Raw genomic sequence first — 18,477 nt, 5'->3', positions numbered from 1 at the left:
CGTGGCTGAAACTGACCGTCCGTACCGTTCCTAATGTTACTCACATCAACATTCTGAAGGTGAGCGGCTTGGACGACTGGTTCGAGATCCGGGAGCTGGGCGACGGAGTCCAGCTCATCGCCGAGCCGGGTCATGCCAACAGCTTCCTGGTCTCAGGTACGACGACCGCGCTGCTGTTCGACACCGGCATGGGGATCGCGTCGATCGCCGACGTCGTACCAGAACTCACCGACCTGCCGCTGCTCGTGGTGAACTCGCACGACCACCTCGACCACCGCGGCGGCAACGCCTCCCTGCTCGACCATCCCCGGCTGATCGACATCGCCGCACATCCGGCCGGCCGGCACGCGGAGGTCGACCCAGAGTTCCTCAGGATGTACGAGCGCGCGATGCGATCGGTGTACGCCGATTACCTCCGCTATCTCGAGTTGGACGCGCAGAGCTTCTTCGTCGCCGCCAACCTCCCACGGATGCGCGAACTCCCCGACCTGACCGGCTGGCAGGTGCCCCCCGTGCAACCGACTCGCGCGCTCGCGGATGGCGACCGAATCGACCTCGGCGGCCGAACCTTGCGCGTGCTGCACACCCCCGGCCACGCGCCCGACGCGATCTGTCTGTACGACGAATCCACCGGCACGCTGATCGCCGGGGACACGATCCTCGCAGCCGCGTTCTGGTTGCACGGCGACGACGCCGATCTGAAGACTTTCGCGGCGTCGACCGCACGGCTGGCCGAGCTCTCGCCGGCACGGGTCCTGGTCGCGCACAACCTGCTCTACGAGCTGCCCGGGCAGTCGACCGCAGCCGTCGCGTACGCCGCAAACGCCGTACTGCAGGGGGAATCCACGCCGCGACCCGACAAGGATCTGCTCGGGCGTCCGGTCGATCGGCACGAGGTCGGCGGCGTCGTCATCCTCACGGAGCCTGCCGCATGAAGCCCGGCGAGGTGATCAGCAGCCTCCCCGGCGTCCGTGCGCTGGACGGTTCGCTCGTCGACCTGACTCTCGGCGAAGGCCGCATCGTCAGCGTCGAGGCCGCCACGACGCCGAGCGGCTGGCGCGTGATCCCCGCAGCCTCCGAGCCACACGCCCACCTCGACAAAGCGCTGACCGGCGAACGCGTCGATCCCGAGCAGAACGATCTCCCCGCCGCGATCGCCCAGTGGCGCGACCTCGCCGCCCGGATCGACAGCGAGGACATCTACGACCGGGCGCTGCGAGCGGTACGGCGCTATGTGTCACGCGGCATCACCACCATTCGCAGCCATGTCGACCTACCCGGCACCGGCGATCCGATGCGGGGTGTCGACGCCTTGGTCCGGCTTCGCGAGTACCTCGGCGACAGAGTGACACTCCAACTCGTCGCGCTGGCCGGTCATCAGACCAGCGATGACGTGATCGAGGAAGCACTTGCCCGGGGCATCGACATTCTCGGCGGTTGCCCGCATCTCGCGCCGGCACCCACGCCCGAACTCACCCGGCTCCTCGACATCGCGCAGCGTTCCGGTGTCCCGATCGATCTGCATGCCGATGAGCAAGTGCCTGCTCCTGAGCTGGACCTCGAGATGCTGGCCAAGGAAGTGATCGCGCGCGGGCTCACGCAGCAGGTGACCGCGAGCCATTGCGTGCGACTCGGTTCGCTGCCACCTGACCAGCTCGCGCCCGTGCTCGAGCTCGTCAAGGAAGCCGGCATCGGCATCGTCACGCTGCCGATCACCAACCTCTACCTGCAAGGGCGCGAGGCGAGTCACCTGGTGCCACGTGGGCTGACCGCCGTACGGGCGATTCTCGACGCGGGCATCCCGTTGGCGGCGGGCGGTGACAATCTGCGCGATCCGTTCAATCCGGTCGGACGGGCGGATCCGTTCGAGACCACCGCCTTGCTGATCGCCGCCGGGCACCTGCGCCCTTCGGAGGCTTTGGCGGCAGTGACGACCGGCGCCCGGACGGTGCTGGGCCTGCCGCAGGTCGGGATCGAAGCCGGTCGGCCCGCAGATCTGATCGTTGTACCGGACACCGATCTCGGCAATGTCCTCGCGGGCTGGGACGACACCCGGATCGTCCTGCACGGTGGTCGAGTAGTTGCCGTCAGCCACGTGAGCTCGATGGAGGCGCTGTGAGTAAAACCCTCGTGATGGAAGGGGTTTCGAAGACGTTTGCCACCGGCACCGTTGCGCTGACCGGAGTCGAGTTGGTCGTTGCCTCCGGCGACTTCGTCTCGGTCGTCGGGCCGTCCGGCTGTGGCAAGTCGACGTTGCTGCGGCTCGCCGCGGGACTGGAGCGAGCGACGGACGGCCGGATCGAGGTCGAGGCGGAGTCGACCAGCTATGTGTTCCAGGAACCGACGCTGCTGGAATGGCGGTCGGCGCTGTCGAACGTCGAACTCGTCGGCGAGCTGCGCGGTCTACCGAAGGCCGAGCGTCGCCAACGCGCCCGGGAAGCGTTCGACCTGGTCGGCCTGACCGGCTTCGAGAAACAGTTCCCGCGGCAGCTGTCCGGCGGCATGCGGATGCGGGTGTCGATCGCGCGGTCGCTGGTCGCCGAACCACAACTCGCACTGTTCGACGAGCCGTTCGGTGCTCTCGACGAGATCACCCGGCTGCGGATGCAGACCGAGCTGCAGCGCCTCTTCCAGCTCAAGTCTTTCGCGGGCCTGTTCATCACGCACTCCATCCCGGAGGCGGTCTACCTGAGCAACCGGGTGCTGGTGATGAGCGGACGGCCGGGCCGGATCGTTGCCGACTTCAACGTTCCGTGGGCGTACCCGCGATCGCCGGAGTTGCGGTACGAACCGGAGTTCACGGCGCTGACGGGTGCCGTTTCCGCCGCGCTGGAAGGCGATCACCCATGAGGAAGTGGTACATCAAGCTGCTGCTCAGCGCCGGTCCGATGATCGGCGCGCTGGCGACTGCGATCGGCGTGTGGTACGCCGTGACGTACCTGGTGCTCGGCGAGGACCGGCGGTTCATGCTTCCGCCGCCGCACGAGGTGATCAAGACGTCGCTCCTCGACCCCGCGCACCTCGATCCGATGCTCGACGCGCTCGCCCTGTCGGTCCGCGTCGCCGTGGTCGGGCTGGTGATCGCCGTCGTACTGGGGATCGCGCAGGCCGTCGTGATGGTGCAGACAACGTGGCTGGAGCGGGCGCTTTATCCGTACGCCGTCATCCTGCAGACGGTGCCGATTCTCGCGCTGGTGCCGTTGCTGGGCATCTGGTTCGGGTACGGGTTCAGCAGCCGGGTCGTGGTCTGCGTGATCATCTCGCTGTTCCCGATGATCTCCAACACCCTGTTCGGGCTGCAGTCGCCGACCGCGGCCGCGCACGACCTGTTCACGCTGAACAAGGCGACCCGCTGGCAGCGACTGGTGAAGCTGCAGCTGCCGGCCGCCGTACCGGCGATCTTCGGCGGACTGCGGATCTCCGCCGGGTTGTCGGTGATCGGCGCGATCGTCGGCGACACCTTCTTCCGGCAGGGCTTGGTCGGTATCGGCGGCCTGCTGGACATCTACACCGCGCGGTTGCAGACCGAGGACCTGTTCACCGCGATCGGGCTGGCGTCGCTGTTCGGCGTCGCGTTCTTCTCCGTCTTCGCCACGCTCGACCGGATCATCGTCGGCCGCTGGTACGGCGCCATCCACAGATAAGCACTGTCGTCGGTAGTCATTCCCCTGTGAGGAGTCCCATGAATCGCAAGATCACCGCCGCTGTGGTCGGTACCGCCGTACTGGCGTTGTCCGCGTGCGGCAACGGCGCCGCGAGTACGACGTCAGGCGGCGGAGTGCAAGCCACCTCGGCCGCCACCACTGGCTCGGCCAAGGACCTGTCGAGTGTGTGCCCGAAGACCGTCGTGATGCAGCAGGACTGGCAGCCGGAGGCCGAGCACTCGGCGATGTACCAACTGGTCGGGCCGGGCTACACGATCGACACCGCGAAGAAGCGCGTCACCGGTCCACTCGTCGCGGGTGGCGTCGATACCGGCGTCAAGGTGGAGGTGCGGGCAGGCGGACCATCGGTCGGCTTCCAGCCGGTGCCGGCGCTGATGTATCTGGACAAGAGCATCCTGATCGGCGCGGTCAGCTCGGACGCCGCGATCTCGGGCTCGGTGAAGCAGCCGACGACCGCGGTCGTTGCCCCGCTCAACAAGAGCCCGCAGATCCTGATGTGGGACCCGAAGACGTATCCGGACGCCAAGACGATCGCCGACGTCGCCAAGACGGGTGCGGTGGTGGTGACCGCGGGCGACATCATCCCGGCGCTGCTGATGTCGAAGGGCATGATCACCAAGAAGCAGATCGACACCGGCTACGAAGGCACCCCGGCGCGGTTCGTCGGCGACCCGAAGATCCTGCAGCAGGGCTTCATCAGTGCTGAGCCTTACATCTACGAGCATGAGGTCAGCGCCTGGAAGAAGCCGATCGGCAGCCAGTTGCTGGCCGACATCGGTTACAACATCTATCCCGAGGCATTCTCGGTGCGGACCGACGACGTCACGAAACAGTCGGCCTGCTTGAAGAAACTCGTACCGATCCTGCAGCAGGCGCAGATCGACTACCTGGCGAACCCGTCGCCGGTTAACCAGCTCATCGTCGAGCTGGTGCAGAAGTACAACACCGGCTGGACCTACTCCGAGGGCGTCGCGACGTACGCCGCCGAGTCGATGGCGAAGTACCAGATCATCGCCAACGACCCTGCCACCGGCAGCCTCGGCGGGTTCGACGAGAAGCGGGTGCAGGAGATCCTCGACACGTTCTCGCCGATCTTGAAACAAGGCGGCGCTTCGATCAAGCCGGGCTTGAAACCGGCGGACCTGGTCACCAACGAGTTCATCGACAAGTCGATCAAGCAGAGCTGATGACGACCACATCTGAGCTCGCCGGATTTGCGTCCGTACTCACGGCAGAGTTCGGTCCGTCGGTGGTGTCGACCGATCCACGGACGATCCGCCGGGTGTCGGCCGACTGGGCGCGGCTGTCGCCGATCCTGATGGAGAAGATCCCGCCCGGCCGGTTCCTCGCCGATGTCGCCGTACGGCCGACATCTCCGGAGCAGATCCCGGCGTTGCTCGCGTTGGCCTACGAGTACGACGTACCGGTCACGCCACGCGGTGCAGGCACGGGCAACTACGGGCAGGCGACGCCGTTCTCCGGCGGGGTCCTGCTCGACCTGCGCGGGTTGGACAAGGTGGTTGACGTCGGGGACGGATACGTTCGTACTCAGCCCGGCGCGCGGCTGACCGTGGTCGATCGCGAGGTGCGCGCGGCCGGCGCCGACCTCTGGATGTTCCCGTCGACGAAGGGGTCGTCGCTCGGCGGCTTCATCGGCGGCGGCAGCGCCGGCACCGGGACGATCGAGCACGGGACGACGGCGGACGGCTGGGTCGAGGAGCTCGTGATCGCGCCCTGCGACGGTCGCGGTTCTGTCTTTGCCGTGTCGGGGTCTGACGCGTTGGCCTATATCCATGCGTACGGCGTGACCGGCATCATCACCGAGCTGACCGTGCGTACCGCCGAGGCGCGTGAGTGGGTCTCCTTCTATGCGTCCTTCGACTCGTACGACGCCGCCGTCGAGGTGCACCGGGCCTTGCCGGAGCTTCCGGTGCTGCCGCGACTGGCGTCGGCCGACGAGCCTCCGTTGGTCGCCAACCTGCCGGCGCCGGTCGATCTTGATCCATCCCGGATCAGCTTGCGCATCATCCTCGAAGCGTCCACGGTGGCGTCGGTTTCGCGGCTGGTGACGGCCGCGGGTGGCACCGTTGTCGCCGTACTGGAGGGGTATGGGCAGACCGATCGGCTGAGCACGATGTCGTACAACCATCCGATCTTCTTCCTGCAGCAGTCCGGGTATCCGTGCTTCCACCTGGAGGTCGGCGGGATGCCGTTGTGGGACGACCCGGACGCCGTACGGTCGGTGTATCCGAACTCCCGGATCCACCTGGAGCTCGGCGTGAACGGGCCGATCGGGATGCTCGTCGCCGACTACGAGAGCGAGGAGCGGGTGCTGGCCGGGTTCGCCGAGCTGGAGAGCCTGGGGATCGGGATCCATTCGCCGCATCAGTGGAACGTCGACCGGCACGTCGCCCAGATCTTGGAGACGGTGCCGCGGACAGATCCGAAGGGCCTGCTGAATCCGGGAAAGCTCAACGCCTGAAGGGTTTTCGTATGTACTTCGTGGATCACACCTTCCCCGAGATCGCCGCATTGTCTGCCGACACCGTGGCGGTGTTGCCGCTGGGCGCGATCGAGCAGCACGGGCCGCACCTGCCGGTGTCGACCGACTACCTGATCGCGTCGTCGGTCGCAGAGGCCGCGGTGTCCGCCGCCGCGGCTCCGGTCTTGTTGCTGCCGGCACTCGCTTACACCAAGTCCGACGAGCACGCGTGGGCGCCAGGGACGATTTGGCTGTCGTGGGAGACGCTGATGCGCACGCTGATCGACATCGGCCGGTCGCTCGCGGCTACGCCGATCCGGCGGCTGTTCTTCCTCAACGGGCACGGCGGCAACTCGGCCCTCGGGCAGGTCGCGTGCCGGGAGCTGCGGCGGGAGTTCGGGTTGCAGACGTTCCTCGGGCATCCTTCGGTGCCGGTGGACCACGGCGGCCGTACGTCGGAACCGTCGGAGCTCGGGATGGGGATTCACGGCGGATTCCAGGAGACGTCGATGGTGCTGCACTTGCGCCCGGAGCTGGTGCGGTTGGAGCTGGCGACTCCGGCTGTGCCTGAGGCCTTGACGTCGTACGAGCAGATCGGCTTCGGGATGCCGGTTTCGTTCGGCTGGCTGTCGGACGACTTCGGGCCGGCGGGTCACATCGGCGATCCCACCGGTGCGACCGCGGCGGTCGGGAAGGCGCACTTCGAGGCCGCGGTGGAGACCACCGCGGCCGCTCTGGAGGAGGCGTCCCGCTTCAGCGTTGCATGAGGGTGTCGATCTCGTCCGGCGTCAGCGCTGTGGGCGTCCCGTCGGTGACGAGCTTGGCGAAGCCGCCGTCGTCGGCCATCACGGTGATCGTGTAGAGCTTGTCGGTCTCACTCGTGTTGAGGATCCGGTGCTCCGACCCCGGCTGGAGGACGAGTACGTCGCCGGCTGTGAGCGTGAGCTCGTGCTCGTCGCTGTGGGCCGTCGCCTGGCCTTTGAGGACGATGAAGATCTCCGCCGAGTCCGGGTGCGAGTTCAGCGGCTGCGCGCCGCCCGGCTCCCAGATCTCGAGGAACACGCTCGTGCCCGACCCTTGCTTCGGTCCCGCCAACTCAGCCAGCCGCACGGTGTCGTTCGGCGAGATCAGGTACGCCGGCAGCTGGTCGAGCCGACGTACAACTGGTGGCTCTCCACTCATTGGGGGCTCCTCCGCTGGATGTTGACGTGATCAACATCCAGCCTAGAGCGCTGGTATTACATCGACGTTTCTATGCCGCGAGTACGTCGTACTGGCCGCTGACCCGGGCGAGGGCGCCCTGGAGGGACAGCTTCTTCAGTTGCTCGCAGCCGGCGGCGATCGCGTCCTGGAGGGTCGGCCAGTGGTCGGCGCACCAGTACGGGTCGTCGGGCTGACGGTCGTAGTCGTCGTCGATGTCGACGCACCAGCCACTGGCGAACGTGCGGTGGACGTGCAGTCGGAGGTTCATGATCGTGCGTTTCGGTGTCGTGCGTTTCAGAACGGGGGAGTGGTGGGCTCAGAACGGGAGCGGTCGGCCGGACGGGGTGCGGAGGTCGAGAAGCTTCGTCGTACGGCGAGTGACCGTACGGAGCGGCCTCCTGCGGATCTGGATCTGTCGCATCGTCATGCACCTCCCTCGGCTACCTGGTTAGACCACCATCCCAGCTCCGAAGTTCGCGCACATTGGGGAAATTACCGATGTTCCTACCTACCCACCCCCGACTCGCCCTAGGTCCCCCCACCCCCCGCCCTAAGGGTCTCGCCACCCCACATCCCCTGACCCGGAAGCCTCCCGATAACCGATTTCGTATCTCCCGCCGACCCCTGCTACGATCCTCATCGTTCGACAGCAAGACAAGCGCCGCTAGCTCAATTGGCAGAGCAGCTGACTCTTAATCAGCGGGTTCGGGGTTCGAGTCCCTGGCGGCGCACAAAAGCCCAGGTCAGAGCGCTGACCTGGGCTTTCGTGTATCCGGCTCCCATGCCTTATCCCATGCCTTTGCCGCCGCCCGTGGGTAACGTGCGCGGTGATGACAGCGCTCATGACCTGGCTCGTGCCCGCCGCTGGCCGGGTGCGGGGTCACCTTGTGGCCACAATCGACAGCCTGGCCGCCGAGCAGGATGCGGCCCGGTTCCACCCGCACGTGACGCTGGCCCCCACCTTCGACTCTGCTCTTGACGCGGCCGGTCAGACACTCGGGTCGCTGGTTGCCGATACGCCGCCGGTTGATCTGACGTTTACCGCTGTCGGGCACGAGCAGACCTACTTCCGGGCGCTGTACTTGCAGGCGGAGCCCTCCGCGCAGCTCATGGCGCTCCACGAGGCAGCGCAGCGTGCCTGGGCGCTGGACCCTTGGCCCTTCATGCCCCATCTCAGCCTGCTCTACTCAGACATTCCCGACGCGGCGAAACACACCATCATCGACGGCATGCGCATCCGCCTTCCGCTGACCGTCCGGTTCGACGCCATCGAACTCTGGGCGGGAGACGACCCCGAGGTGCGCGGTTGGTACCGCGTTGCCCGAGCACCATTTGCTGGACTCTCACAAGGCGCGCCGCACTAACGCGGGCCTCTAAACCTGGCTAGACCGGGGTAGATGATCGATCCGCCGAGCGGAGATGCCCAGGCGTCCTACAGACCGCGCTGGACACCTTGAACTCGGCTCGGCACCGCGTACTCGGAGACCGGGACGCCTCAGCGGCTACCGCGCAGGCGATCGGCTGTAGATGTCTGTGGAGTCAGTCGGCTCTCCGTGTCCGAGCCGAGCCGTCACATCAGCAGATCTGTTGAGCGCGACCTCAAGCGCTGCCGCCGCGGCCGGGTTCTTGGCCCGACGCCCCATGTACACGTCCTGGGTCAGCGACGGCCGCGCGTGCCCGAGCTGGTCCGCGATCTGCCGCGCGCTCTGTCCGGCGTCGTCCAGGATCGTCGCCGTCGTCTTGCGGAACGAATGTGACGTTATCCACGCCAGCGCGTCGGCCTGACTCCCTTCGGCGGCCTGGGTGGCGATGTCCGTCAGCTCGACTCGGTCGCTACCGGCAACGCGGTACAGGTCGAGCAATTGAGCGGCGGCAGACCTCAGCTGGTCCAGACTCTCGTGAGGACGGCTGCTTCCCATGCGAATCGCTCGGCCGTCCGATCAGTGGCGCCGTTGCACAGCGTCTCACCGAAACGCTGGATGCGGCCCTGGTCGATCCCGGCGCAGCGCAGCTGCTGCCTTCAGGTCAGCTGACCAGTGCGCTGCGGCATATCGGTTCGGTGTTGTTGACGAGACCGGTGCGCCGGCCAAACTCGCACCGATCAAGCCACGCGTCGTACGCAGCAACAAGCCCACCCGACAACCACCCAAACGCCCACCGGCCAAACAGCCCACACAACAACAACGACGCGCCGAGCTCCGCGCGCTGGCCAAGGAAGCCGAGAAAGAGTACGCCGAGGCCGCCAGAGCCGAACTCGACGCGACCCATCTTCGCCACCCTGGGATTGGCGGTTCTGCTGGTGGCCGCGATCCGTGGCGGCCGCCAGACGGGTGCTGCCGCTGTAGCTGGAACGTGTGAGGGCTCGGAGCCTTGTGCCGCTTGGGCCTCGTTATGTGCCGCGCATGGGGCGGTCAGAGGGAAGCGCCGCCGCAGATTGTCAGGTGTTGGCCGGTGATCATGGCGCTGTTGTCGGTGAGGAGGTAGTGGGCGAGGGCGGCGACTTCTTCGGGGTGGATGAGGCGGCCGAGGGGTGGTGTGACGGGTGGTGTCGTGGCTCTGGCGGGGTCGGTGAGCATTGCGGTTTCGGTTGGGCCGGGTTCGATGACGTTGACGGTGATTCGCCGGGGCGCGAGTTCCGTTGCCCAGGATCGTGCCAAGGCGCGCAGGGCGGCCTTCGTCGCGGCGTACTGGCTCTTGCCCGCGACGCCGACGGCGGTCCTGCTGCCGATCAGCAGGATTCGGCCGCCGGCTGTTATCCGGTCGACGAGGCTGTTGGCGAGGCGAATCGCGGCGTCGACGTGGACGGCGTACATGTGGGTGCCGTCGTCGGGATCGAGGGCGCCGAGCCGGCCGCTGACCTGGAAGCCGGCCGCGTGGATGAGCGCTTGAACGGTCCCGATGTCGCTGACCGCGCCCTCTGTGCTCCTGGGATGGGTGAGATCGCAGTGTCGCCAGCTGAAGCGTTGAGCGCTCAGGTCGGGCTGGCGCCGGGATAGGCCGATCACGGTCCAGCCGTCTGCGAGCAGGTGGGCCGCGATGGCCCGCCCGATCCCGGAGCTGACCCCGCTGATGACGGCTGTGCGGTCAGCCGGCATTCAATTGTTCCTGGAGGTTTGCGGCCGGAAGGCGAAGGTAGCGGATCGCGCGGCGGTGATGGGTGAACGCGACATGGAGGTCGCCGCGGTCATCGATCACCACGGAGGGATAGCTGAGCTCGCGATTGAGACCGTCGCGTGAATTGTTCGAGAGTGCATAGCCGTCGCCGTCGGCGAGCACCCGTCGGAGCGGCCAGGTCAGTCCGTCGTCGCGGGAGACGGCGAGGCTGAGCGGTGCCCGTGGTGCTCCCCAGAAGGCGGTCCGTTCGGTGGCGTCCTCGACCTCGCGCACCCGCGGCTTCGAGCTTTCGACGATGCCGCTGTCGTCGATCTCGTCATACAGCGAGACCCGGCGCGCGACCGCGTCGGCCCGGCTGCTGTCGTTGAACACCATCGCGGTCAGTCCACCGGGTAGGGCGATGGCTTGGATCGACGAGTTGTTGTTCGGGAGCTCGGTCGGCTGTGGCGGTTCCCACGTGATTCCGTCTGTCGAGGTACTGCGGTAGATGTTGTCGGCCCAGCGGCTCCGGAAGTACGCGGTGAGTCGCTCACCCGGCACGATGTTCATGTGCACGCATCCGGTCGAATCCGGCACGGGCACCTCCCGCCAGGACGCGCCCTGATCGTCGGAGAACCACACGCTGCTGGTGTCCCGATCGCCTGCCCACTTGCGACCTTCGATCCGTACGCAGGCAAACGTCGGTAGCAACCAACGTCCACTCGGTAGGACCACGATCGGCTGCCGGACGAAGACACCGCCGTCCGGGGAGCTGAGCAGTTCCCGGATCGGTCCCCAGGTCACGCCGTTGTCGCTGGAGACACGCGCCCTGACCACCGCGGTGTCCTGGTCGCCTGCATGCTGCGCGGTGTAGAGCAACCAGAGCTCGCCTGTGGGCGCAGGGAACAGCAGCGGGTTCTGCTCCGAGCGGGTGTTGTCGTTGCTGAGCTGCACTGGCGTGCTCCACCTGCCACCCGGTGCGAGCCGTGAGAACCACACGCTGATGTCCGCGACGCCTTCTTGAGTCCCGCCGAACCAGACGCATCCCAGGTCACCACCAGGCAGTACGGCGAGCTGCGCGGCATGCGACTGCACGGTCTCGGTCGGCAGGAACGCCTCGCCGAGCCCGTCCGCTCGCTCGCGTACGACGCCATCCGTGGCCAACTGCTCCAGCGCGCTCATCCTTCACCCGCCACGCGCAGGTGCTCGGCTGCAGCCTGCTCGAGGTGCACGAGATCCGAGGAAACGGTAGCGAACGTGAATCCTTCGGCCAGCCGCTGCGCGGCGATCGTCCCGTGAGCGGTATGGATGCCTGCAGCAACGTTCGCTGCTTTCGCCGCGGTCCGCACCCGCTCCAGCGACGCCTCGAAAACGTCCGCTACCGCCGGGTCTCCGGGATAGGCGCCGCCGACGGCGAGGCAGAGATCCGAAGGACCGACGTACACGCCCGTGAGTTCGGGCACGGCGCAGATGCTCTCCACGTTCGCCAGCCCCTCGGGAGTCTCGATCATCGCCAGTACGGCGATCGACGCGTTGACCTCGGCGGGCTTCGGTCCGATCCGCAACATCGACCGCATCGGTCCGTACGAACGGACACCACCGGGCGGGTACGTCGCAGCCGCGACCGCTCGGGCCGCGTCGTCGGCCGTGTTGACGAGTGGGACGATGACGCCGGCTGCACCGGCGTCGAGCGCCTGGCCGATGTAGAACGGCTCGTTCGCACCGACCCGGACCAGGCCGACGGAGCCTCCGCCCGCGTCGATGGCGGTCAGTCCGCGCAGGATCCCGGCGTACTCGATGAGTCCGTGCTGGGCGTCGATACAGACGTAGTCGTAGCCGAGGCGCGCGATGCGCTCGGTCGCGACGGGGGAGTCGAGCACGACCCAGTAGCCGAGGGCGCGGTCGCGGCGGCGAAGCTTGTCGGTGAAGGAGCGGGCAGTCACAGGCAAGGACTCTCCAAGTGTCATCGGTTGTAAGCAGGCATGGGACCTGACAGCACGCGGCCGACTTCGTCACAGGCGTCGAGGACGTCCTGTGGCAAGGGCCCTTGCTGCGTGGCTGCGATGTTGCTGAGCAGCTGCTCTGGCTTGGAACCGCCGAGCAGTACGGCGGTGACGACGTCGCGGGACAGTAACCACCGCAGCGAAAGCTCCGGCAGCGTAAGGCCCGCGTCAGCCGCGATTGTCGATAACGACGAGACGGCCTCGAAGAGCGGACGGCTCCAGTAGCGATCCCGGTACATCTGAGACAGCGCCGACGAGCCGAAGCGGCCTTCGTCGGGGCTGTCGTCGAACGAGTGCCGTCCGGTCAGCAGCCCACCGCCGAGCGGGTTGTAGACGATCGTGTCCAGGCGGTGTGTGGCGGCGTACTCGACGTACTCTGCCTCGATCCGGCGGGCGACGAGGTTGTACAGCTGCTGGGCGACGACCGGCCGTGGCGCACCGGCGGCGACGCATGCGGTGGACACGTCTGTGATCTGCCAGGCGGCGTAGTTGGACACGCCGATCGCGCCGATCAGTCCGTCCCGTACGGCGTCGGCCAACGCGCCCGCGGTCTCCTCGAGTGGCACCGACCGATCCGGCTGGTGCAGATAGAAGAGATCGACCCGATCGGTCCCGAGACGGCGCAAGCTGGCTTCGAGCGACGATCGGATTCCCTTACCCGACAGGAGCGGCCGGCCGCCGGCGTCACCCGGGTAGACGCCGGCCTTGGTCGCGATCGTGACTTCCTCCCACCGCCCGCGCAGGATCTCGCCGAGCATCTCCTCGCTCCGGCCGCCGGCGTACCCGTTGGCGGTGTCGATCGCAGTGATGCCGTTGCCCAGAGCAACGTCGACCATCGTCCGGGCCCGGTCCAGGTCGACGGTGTCACCGAAGGTCATCGTGCCGAGGACGAGATCGGTCATGAAGCGGCCGCGCTCTCCGCGGTGCGGGATGCCGCGATCGCCCGGACGACTTCGCGGGGTTTGCGTCCCGAGATGAGCGCCGGTTCGAGCGCGCTGCGCCGGAGTCGCTGGGTGTACTCGTGCTGTGGACGCTGCAGTACGTCGGCCACCGCACCCTGCTCCACGATCTGACCGGATCGCAGTACGGCGACCTGGTCGCACACGGCAGTCACGACGCCGAGGTTGTGGGAGATGAACAAGTAGGTCAGGCCCTGCTCGGCACGCAATGCGGCCAGGATCTCGAGTACCTGCGCCTGGACGGAGACATCCAGAGCACTCGTCGCCTCGTCCAGCACCAACAGGTCCGGCTCGGAGGCGAGGGCGCGGGCGATGCCGATGCGTTGCCGCTGGCCGCCGGAGAACTCGTGCGGTTTGCGGGTGAGCGCCGACGACGGCAGTCCGACCTGGTCGAGCAGTTCGGCCGCGCGCTTCTCCCGGGTACGGCGGGATCGTTCGCCGCGGACCGCGATCGGTTCGGCGACGATGTGCTGGGCGTCGAGGTGCGGGTCGAGCGAGCCGTACGGGTCCTGGAACACCATCTGGATCCGGTGTCGCAGTGGCCGCAAGCGGCGTTCCGTCAGGGTCGTCAGGTCGACTCCGTCGAACACGATCGACCCGGCCGACGGCCGGACCAACCGCACCAAGGCGCGCGCGATGGTGGATTTCCCGGAACCCGATTCGCCGACCAGGGCCAGCGATCCACCGCGAGGCAGCTCGAAGGACACCTCGTCGACGGCGCGATGCTCGCCGTACTGCACCACCAGACCGGAGACCTCCAGCAAGGTCATGACGACCCTCCGTTCATCACTTCGAGCTTCCGGGCGGTCGGTACGTCGGGATCGTCCCAAGGGCCGAGTTTCGGTATCGCGTCGAGCAGCTTGCGGGTGTACGCATGCTGTGGCCGGTCGACCACGTGCTCGACCGGGCCGCTCTCGACGAACTTGCCGGACTGCATCACATGGATCCGGTCGCTCATCAGCCGGGCGACGCCCAGGTCGTGGGTGATCAGCAGGATGCCGACGCCGGTCTCCTGCTGGATCTCCAGCAGGAGGTCGAGGATCCCGGCCTGCACAGTGACGTCGAGTGCCGAGGTGGGTTCGTCGGCCACGATCAATTCGGCCTGGGCGGACAGCGCCATCGCGATCAGGACGCGCTGGAGCATACCGCCGGACAGTTCGTGCGGATACTGCTTCAGGCGCTGCTCCGGCCGGCTGAGGTGGACCTGCCGGAGTAAGGCGAGTGCCCGGTCACGTGCCTCCGCCTTGCCGCACCGATGCCGCAGCCGGATCGCCTCGACCATCTGCCGGCCCACCGTCGCGATCGGGTTGAGCGCGGTCATCGGGTCCTGGGGGACGAGCACCACTGCCCGCCCGCGCAGTCCGTCGATGTGCTTGCGGGTCCCGATCACGTCCTTGCCGGTGAGCTCCGCTTGGCCCGCAAGTACGGCGAGATCGTCCGGGAGCAACCGGAGCAGTGCCATCGCTGTCGTCGACTTGCCGGACCCGGACTCGCCGATGATCGTGACGGTTTCTCCGGAGTCGATGCCGAAGGTCACGCCATCGACGGCCCGGATCACTCCGCCCGCGGTCATCAGATCGACGGTGAGGTCGCGAACGCTGAGGATCGGCATCAGCCGGTCACCGCCTTCGCGCGGCGGACCCGGTCGCGCAGACCGTCGCCGAGCAGGTTGACGCCGAGCACGAGCAGCGCGATCGCGATGCCGGGGATCGTCACGAGCCACCAGGCACCTGTGACGAAGAGTTCACGGCCGTCGGAGATGATGCCGCCCCAGGTCGGGTACGGGCGTTGCACACCGGCGCCGAGGAAGCTGAGCGCGCTCTCGAGCAACACGGCCTGGGCGAGCAGCAGGAAGACGACGACGAGGGTCTGCGACAGGATGTTCGGGACGATGTGGCGGACGATGATCTTCAGTCGTCCGAGCCCGAGCACCTGGGCGGCGGCGACGTACGGCTTCTCGCGCTCGACCAGAACCAGCGCGCGGGTGAGCCGGGCCGGCTCCGGCCATTGCGCGACCGCGATCACCAGCGTGATGACCGGCACGGACGGGCCGAAGAGCGCGACGACCAGCAGCAGCATCAGCAGCAGCGGCAGCGACATCTGGGCTTCGAGCAGACGCGAGACGATCGTGTCGACCCAGCCGCCGAAGTAGCCGGCGGCGGCGCCCGCCGCGATGCCGATGACGCCGGACAAGGCGATGGCCAGCACTCCGATCAGCAACGAGGTCTGGCCGCCATGCAGGATGCGGGAGAGCAGGTCCCGGCCGTTCGGATCGGTCCCGAGCAGATGACCCGGGCTGAACGGCGGAAGCGACGTCTCCTTGAGCACACCGTGCACGGGATCGGGGAGCGGAAGGACGCGGGCGAGCGCCACCGGGATGATCACGATGCCGGCGCAGATCGCGCCGACCCAGATCTTGATCGTGCTGTAGCGAGCCTTGCGCGCCGCAGCCGACCGGCGGAGCAGCCTGCGGGCGATGCCTGACGGTGCGGCGACGTCTGTCACGAGCGGGCCTCCTGACCGAGCCGGACCCGGGGGTCGATGAGCGGATACAGCAGGTCCACCAGCAGCTGGACCACCAGGGCGAGGACGACAGTCACAAGGACAGTTGCCTGGATCAACGGGAAGTCCCGCCTCGACAGCGCGTCGACCACCAGTTCGCCGACGCCCGGCCACTTGAACACCACCTCGACGATGACCACGCCGTTGAGCATCGCGGCGAACCGGGTTCCGAGCGCGGTGACGACCGGGATGGACGAGTTCGCGAACGCGTAGCGCCAGGTCAGCCGACGCTCGGAGACGCCGCGGGACCGTGCGATGGTCAGGTACGGAGCGGCCAGGTTCACCGCCATCTCACGCCGGACCAGCCGGGAGATCAGCGCGACCTGAAGCACCACGATGGTCAGGCACGGCAGCACGATCGCGCTCGTCGAGGTGAACCCCGACGACGGCAGCCACTGCAGGTTGACCGCGAACACGATCAGCAGCACGAAGCCGATCCAGAAGTCCGGCATCGACTGGCCGGCGATGGTGGCGATGTTCGCGCCGAGCTCCGGTGCGGTGTCGCCGCGCCGCGCCATCCAGACGCCCAGCGGGATCGCGAGCGCCGCGGTCACCGCGATGGCCGCGACGGCCAGCGTGACCGTGTAGGGCAGTCGATCCATCACTACCTGCAGGGCGGGCTGCCGGAACTGGAACGACGTACCGATGTCGCCGTGCAGCAGGTTGCCGAGATAGGTGAGGTACTGCGACAACAGTGGCTGGTCGAGTCCGAACTCCTGCCGTACGGCGGCCAGTTGCTCGCTGGTCGGGTTCGGCGGGGCGTAGTTCACGGCCGGATCACCAGGGGCCAGCCGGAGAAGCAGGAAGACGACCGTCACAGTGATCCAGGCCGTCAGCACGGTCTGGCCGAGACGCTTGAGAATGTAGCGTGGCATGGCTCAGCCCGAGACCTTGACCTTGGACAGGTCGTAAGAGTTGGTGGGAGACAGTTCGAGCGTGGCGACCCGCTTCCGCTTCGCCAGTACGTTGTCCGGCGTCCAGGCCCACATCGCCGGCCAGAGCGCCCAGATCTTTTCCTGTGCTTGCTTGAGCAGCGTGTCCCGTTTGGCCGCGTCCGGTTCGGCACTCGCCTGGTCGAGCAGGTTGGTCACCTCGGGGAACACGAAGCCGTGATACGTGTCCCTGGTCTTCTCCTTGGCCGCCGTACCGGCGTACTGGCCCTGGAGGTTGGTGATCGCCAGGCCGGTCTGGTTCCCGTAGCCGTTGCCGAGCACGTCCCAGTCGCCGGCCTCGCCGCGGCGCCAGGTGTTGATGTCGCCGCCCTTCGGGATCTCCTTCAGCGTCGCCTTCACACCGACGTCGCCGAGCATGTCGACCAGTGCCTCCATCACCCGGGCCGCGCCGGCGAACTCCGACTCCTCCCAGATGAACGTCAACTTCAGGTTCGAGACACTTTCGGCAGCGAGCATCGATTTCGCTTTCGCCGGGTCGAACGTGTACTCACCGGTCTTCGCGAACCCGGCCAGGGTCTTCGGTACGACGCCCTCCGCGGACTTGACGAGTCCGTTCATCAGGCTGGAGATCAGCGAGTCGTGGTCGACCGCATGGCTGAGCGCCTCACGGACCTTCGGGTTCGTGAGCGGGTGGCCGGCCGGTTTGCGGAAGTTGTAGAACAGGTGAATCAGTCGGGTGCCCGGCTCCTGGACGAGTTCGATGTCGTTCTTCTTCTTGAGCGCGGTCGCCGACTCGGGAGTGATGGTGTCGATCACATCGGCCTGGCCGGACGTGATCGCGATGACCCGCGCGCCCTCTTCCTCCTGATACGACACGTTGACCTCGTCGAGCAAGGCCTTCTCGCCCCAGTGGTCGTCGTTGCGCACGAGGCGGTAGGTGCCGGTGCCGGAGTCGGCCGAGGCGACCTTGAAGGGGCCACTGCCGATGCCTTCGCGCAGTTCCTCGGCCTTGTTGGCCTTGGCCGGGGTGATCAGGATGTTCGACATCAGCGAGTCCAGCGTCACCACAGGCTTCTTGGTGGTGAGCGTGAAGGTCTTGTCGTCCACTTTGGCGAACGTGGGCTGCTCCGGGAACTGCGAGGCGACATATCCGGCCTTGACCTGGAAGTAGAGCTTCAGTGCGGTCTCGACGTCCTCGACCGTGACGGGCGACTTGTCCGAGTAGTGGACGTCGCTGCGCAGTTTCACCGTCCACACGGTCGGCGAGGTGAGCTCGAACTTCTCGGCGAGTACCAGTTCGGGCTTCAGGTCCGGACCGATCCGGGTCAGCGCTTGGCGGACCGCGCGCTGCACGGTCACGGCGGCGTCGTACTGGTTGAGCTTGTTGTCGAGGCTGACCAGGTTGCGGTTGAGCACGATGCTGAGCTTCCCGCCGGTGCCTGAGCTGCCGCCTCCGTTTGCCGCGCCCGAGCTCTGCGGACCGGCGCAGGCAGTGACAGTCGAGCCGAGCGCCGCACTCGCGCCGACGATGCCGAAGAACTGCAGGATCGCCCGCCGGGAGACTCCCGTGCCCGACTCGGCGGTATCGACCAACTTCTCGATGTCGGACATGACGTT

The 18,477-nt window shown here is 67.1% G+C and carries 21 protein-coding genes and 1 tRNA gene; 9 read left to right on the top strand and 13 right to left on the bottom strand.

Annotation, left to right across the window (positions count from 1 at the left end):
* Positions 1-59: 59 nt before the first annotated feature.
* The 7 genes from EV646_RS35595 to EV646_RS35565 are packed head-to-tail and all read left to right on the top strand — an operon-like array spanning position 60 to position 6,914.
* Positions 60-935 (top strand): MBL fold metallo-hydrolase, encoded by an 876-nt coding sequence (locus tag EV646_RS35595; protein WP_199237380.1) that lies wholly within the window; start codon positions 60-62, stop codon positions 933-935.
* The gene (locus tag EV646_RS35590; protein WP_132156647.1) at positions 932-2,119 is read left to right on the top strand and encodes an amidohydrolase family protein; all 1,188 of its coding nucleotides are present in this window, start codon (positions 932-934) and stop codon (positions 2,117-2,119) included. Before EV646_RS35595 ends, EV646_RS35590 begins: the two co-directional genes overlap by 4 nt.
* Positions 2,116-2,850: an ABC transporter ATP-binding protein gene (locus tag EV646_RS35585; protein ID WP_241996538.1), complete on the top strand. Its 735-nt coding sequence runs from the start codon at positions 2,116-2,118 to the stop codon at positions 2,848-2,850. The genes EV646_RS35590 and EV646_RS35585 overlap by 4 nt, the downstream gene beginning before the upstream one ends.
* Positions 2,847-3,644, top strand: a complete 798-nt coding sequence (locus EV646_RS35580) for an ABC transporter permease (RefSeq protein ID WP_132156645.1) — start codon at positions 2,847-2,849, stop codon at positions 3,642-3,644. Before EV646_RS35585 ends, EV646_RS35580 begins: the two co-directional genes overlap by 4 nt.
* Before the next feature lie 38 nt (positions 3,645-3,682).
* Positions 3,683-4,852, top strand: coding sequence for a substrate-binding domain-containing protein (locus tag EV646_RS35575; protein WP_241996537.1), 1,170 nt, complete (start codon positions 3,683-3,685; stop codon positions 4,850-4,852).
* Positions 4,852-6,147, top strand: coding sequence for an FAD-binding oxidoreductase (locus EV646_RS35570; RefSeq protein WP_132156643.1), 1,296 nt, complete (start codon positions 4,852-4,854; stop codon positions 6,145-6,147). The genes EV646_RS35575 and EV646_RS35570 overlap by 1 nt, the downstream gene beginning before the upstream one ends.
* Positions 6,148-6,158: 11 nt before the next feature.
* Positions 6,159-6,914: a creatininase family protein gene (locus EV646_RS35565; RefSeq protein WP_132156641.1), complete on the top strand. Its 756-nt coding sequence runs from the start codon at positions 6,159-6,161 to the stop codon at positions 6,912-6,914.
* On the opposite strand, the gene EV646_RS35560 is transcribed toward EV646_RS35565, so the two are convergent.
* Positions 6,901-7,329 (bottom strand): cupin domain-containing protein, encoded by a 429-nt coding sequence (locus EV646_RS35560; protein ID WP_132156639.1) that lies wholly within the window; start codon positions 7,327-7,329, stop codon positions 6,901-6,903. The two genes, EV646_RS35565 and EV646_RS35560, sit on opposite strands and share 14 nt — an antisense overlap.
* A gap of 70 nt (positions 7,330-7,399) precedes the next feature.
* Positions 7,400-7,618 (bottom strand): hypothetical protein, encoded by a 219-nt coding sequence (locus EV646_RS35555; protein ID WP_132156637.1) that lies wholly within the window; start codon positions 7,616-7,618, stop codon positions 7,400-7,402.
* Between the two features lie 390 nt (positions 7,619-8,008).
* Between EV646_RS35555 and EV646_RS35550 the strand changes: the two genes are divergently transcribed.
* Together EV646_RS35550 and EV646_RS35545 are read left to right on the top strand one after the other, a co-directional pair.
* Positions 8,009-8,081 (top strand) — tRNA-Lys (locus EV646_RS35550).
* 99 nt (positions 8,082-8,180) lie between these two features.
* Positions 8,181-8,714, top strand: a complete 534-nt coding sequence (locus EV646_RS35545) for a 2'-5' RNA ligase family protein (protein WP_132156635.1) — start codon at positions 8,181-8,183, stop codon at positions 8,712-8,714.
* A gap of 138 nt (positions 8,715-8,852) precedes the next feature.
* On the opposite strand, the gene EV646_RS39645 is transcribed toward EV646_RS35545, so the two are convergent.
* The 11 genes from EV646_RS39645 to EV646_RS35490 form a co-directional block, all read right to left on the bottom strand.
* Positions 8,853-9,269, bottom strand: a complete 417-nt coding sequence (locus EV646_RS39645) for a site-specific integrase (protein WP_199237379.1) — start codon at positions 9,267-9,269, stop codon at positions 8,853-8,855.
* A gap of 106 nt (positions 9,270-9,375) precedes the next feature.
* On the bottom strand, positions 9,376-9,618 hold the full coding sequence (locus EV646_RS35535) for a hypothetical protein (protein WP_132156633.1): 243 nt from the start codon (positions 9,616-9,618) through the stop codon (positions 9,376-9,378).
* A 143-nt stretch (positions 9,619-9,761) separates the two neighbouring features.
* Positions 9,762-10,445, bottom strand: a complete 684-nt coding sequence (locus EV646_RS35530; RefSeq protein WP_132156631.1) for an SDR family NAD(P)-dependent oxidoreductase — start codon at positions 10,443-10,445, stop codon at positions 9,762-9,764.
* Positions 10,435-11,625 (bottom strand): sialidase family protein, encoded by a 1,191-nt coding sequence (locus tag EV646_RS35525; RefSeq protein ID WP_132156629.1) that lies wholly within the window; start codon positions 11,623-11,625, stop codon positions 10,435-10,437. The genes EV646_RS35530 and EV646_RS35525 overlap by 11 nt, the downstream gene beginning before the upstream one ends.
* Positions 11,622-12,386, bottom strand: a complete 765-nt coding sequence (locus EV646_RS35520; protein ID WP_132156627.1) for an HpcH/HpaI aldolase family protein — start codon at positions 12,384-12,386, stop codon at positions 11,622-11,624. The genes EV646_RS35525 and EV646_RS35520 overlap by 4 nt, the downstream gene beginning before the upstream one ends.
* 20 nt (positions 12,387-12,406) lie before the next feature.
* Positions 12,407-13,348, bottom strand: coding sequence for an aldo/keto reductase (locus tag EV646_RS35515; RefSeq protein WP_132156625.1), 942 nt, complete (start codon positions 13,346-13,348; stop codon positions 12,407-12,409).
* Positions 13,345-14,175, bottom strand: coding sequence for an ATP-binding cassette domain-containing protein (locus EV646_RS35510; RefSeq protein ID WP_132156623.1), 831 nt, complete (start codon positions 14,173-14,175; stop codon positions 13,345-13,347). Before EV646_RS35510 ends, EV646_RS35515 begins: the two co-directional genes overlap by 4 nt.
* On the bottom strand, positions 14,172-15,017 hold the full coding sequence (locus EV646_RS35505; protein WP_132156621.1) for an ABC transporter ATP-binding protein: 846 nt from the start codon (positions 15,015-15,017) through the stop codon (positions 14,172-14,174). The genes EV646_RS35510 and EV646_RS35505 overlap by 4 nt, the downstream gene beginning before the upstream one ends.
* Positions 15,017-15,910: an ABC transporter permease gene (locus EV646_RS35500; protein WP_132156619.1), complete on the bottom strand. Its 894-nt coding sequence runs from the start codon at positions 15,908-15,910 to the stop codon at positions 15,017-15,019. Before EV646_RS35500 ends, EV646_RS35505 begins: the two co-directional genes overlap by 1 nt.
* On the bottom strand, positions 15,907-16,842 hold the full coding sequence (locus tag EV646_RS35495; protein WP_132156617.1) for an ABC transporter permease: 936 nt from the start codon (positions 16,840-16,842) through the stop codon (positions 15,907-15,909). Before EV646_RS35495 ends, EV646_RS35500 begins: the two co-directional genes overlap by 4 nt.
* Positions 16,843-16,845: 3 nt before the next feature.
* Positions 16,846-18,471 (bottom strand): ABC transporter substrate-binding protein, encoded by a 1,626-nt coding sequence (locus tag EV646_RS35490; protein ID WP_132156615.1) that lies wholly within the window; start codon positions 18,469-18,471, stop codon positions 16,846-16,848.
* Between the last annotated feature and the right edge of the window lie 6 nt (positions 18,472-18,477).

The sequence above is a fragment of the Kribbella antiqua genome (assembly GCF_004345665.1).
GTDB classification, from domain to species: domain Bacteria; phylum Actinomycetota; class Actinomycetes; order Propionibacteriales; family Kribbellaceae; genus Kribbella; species Kribbella antiqua.
This window is presented reverse-complemented; position numbering and strand designations above follow the sequence as displayed.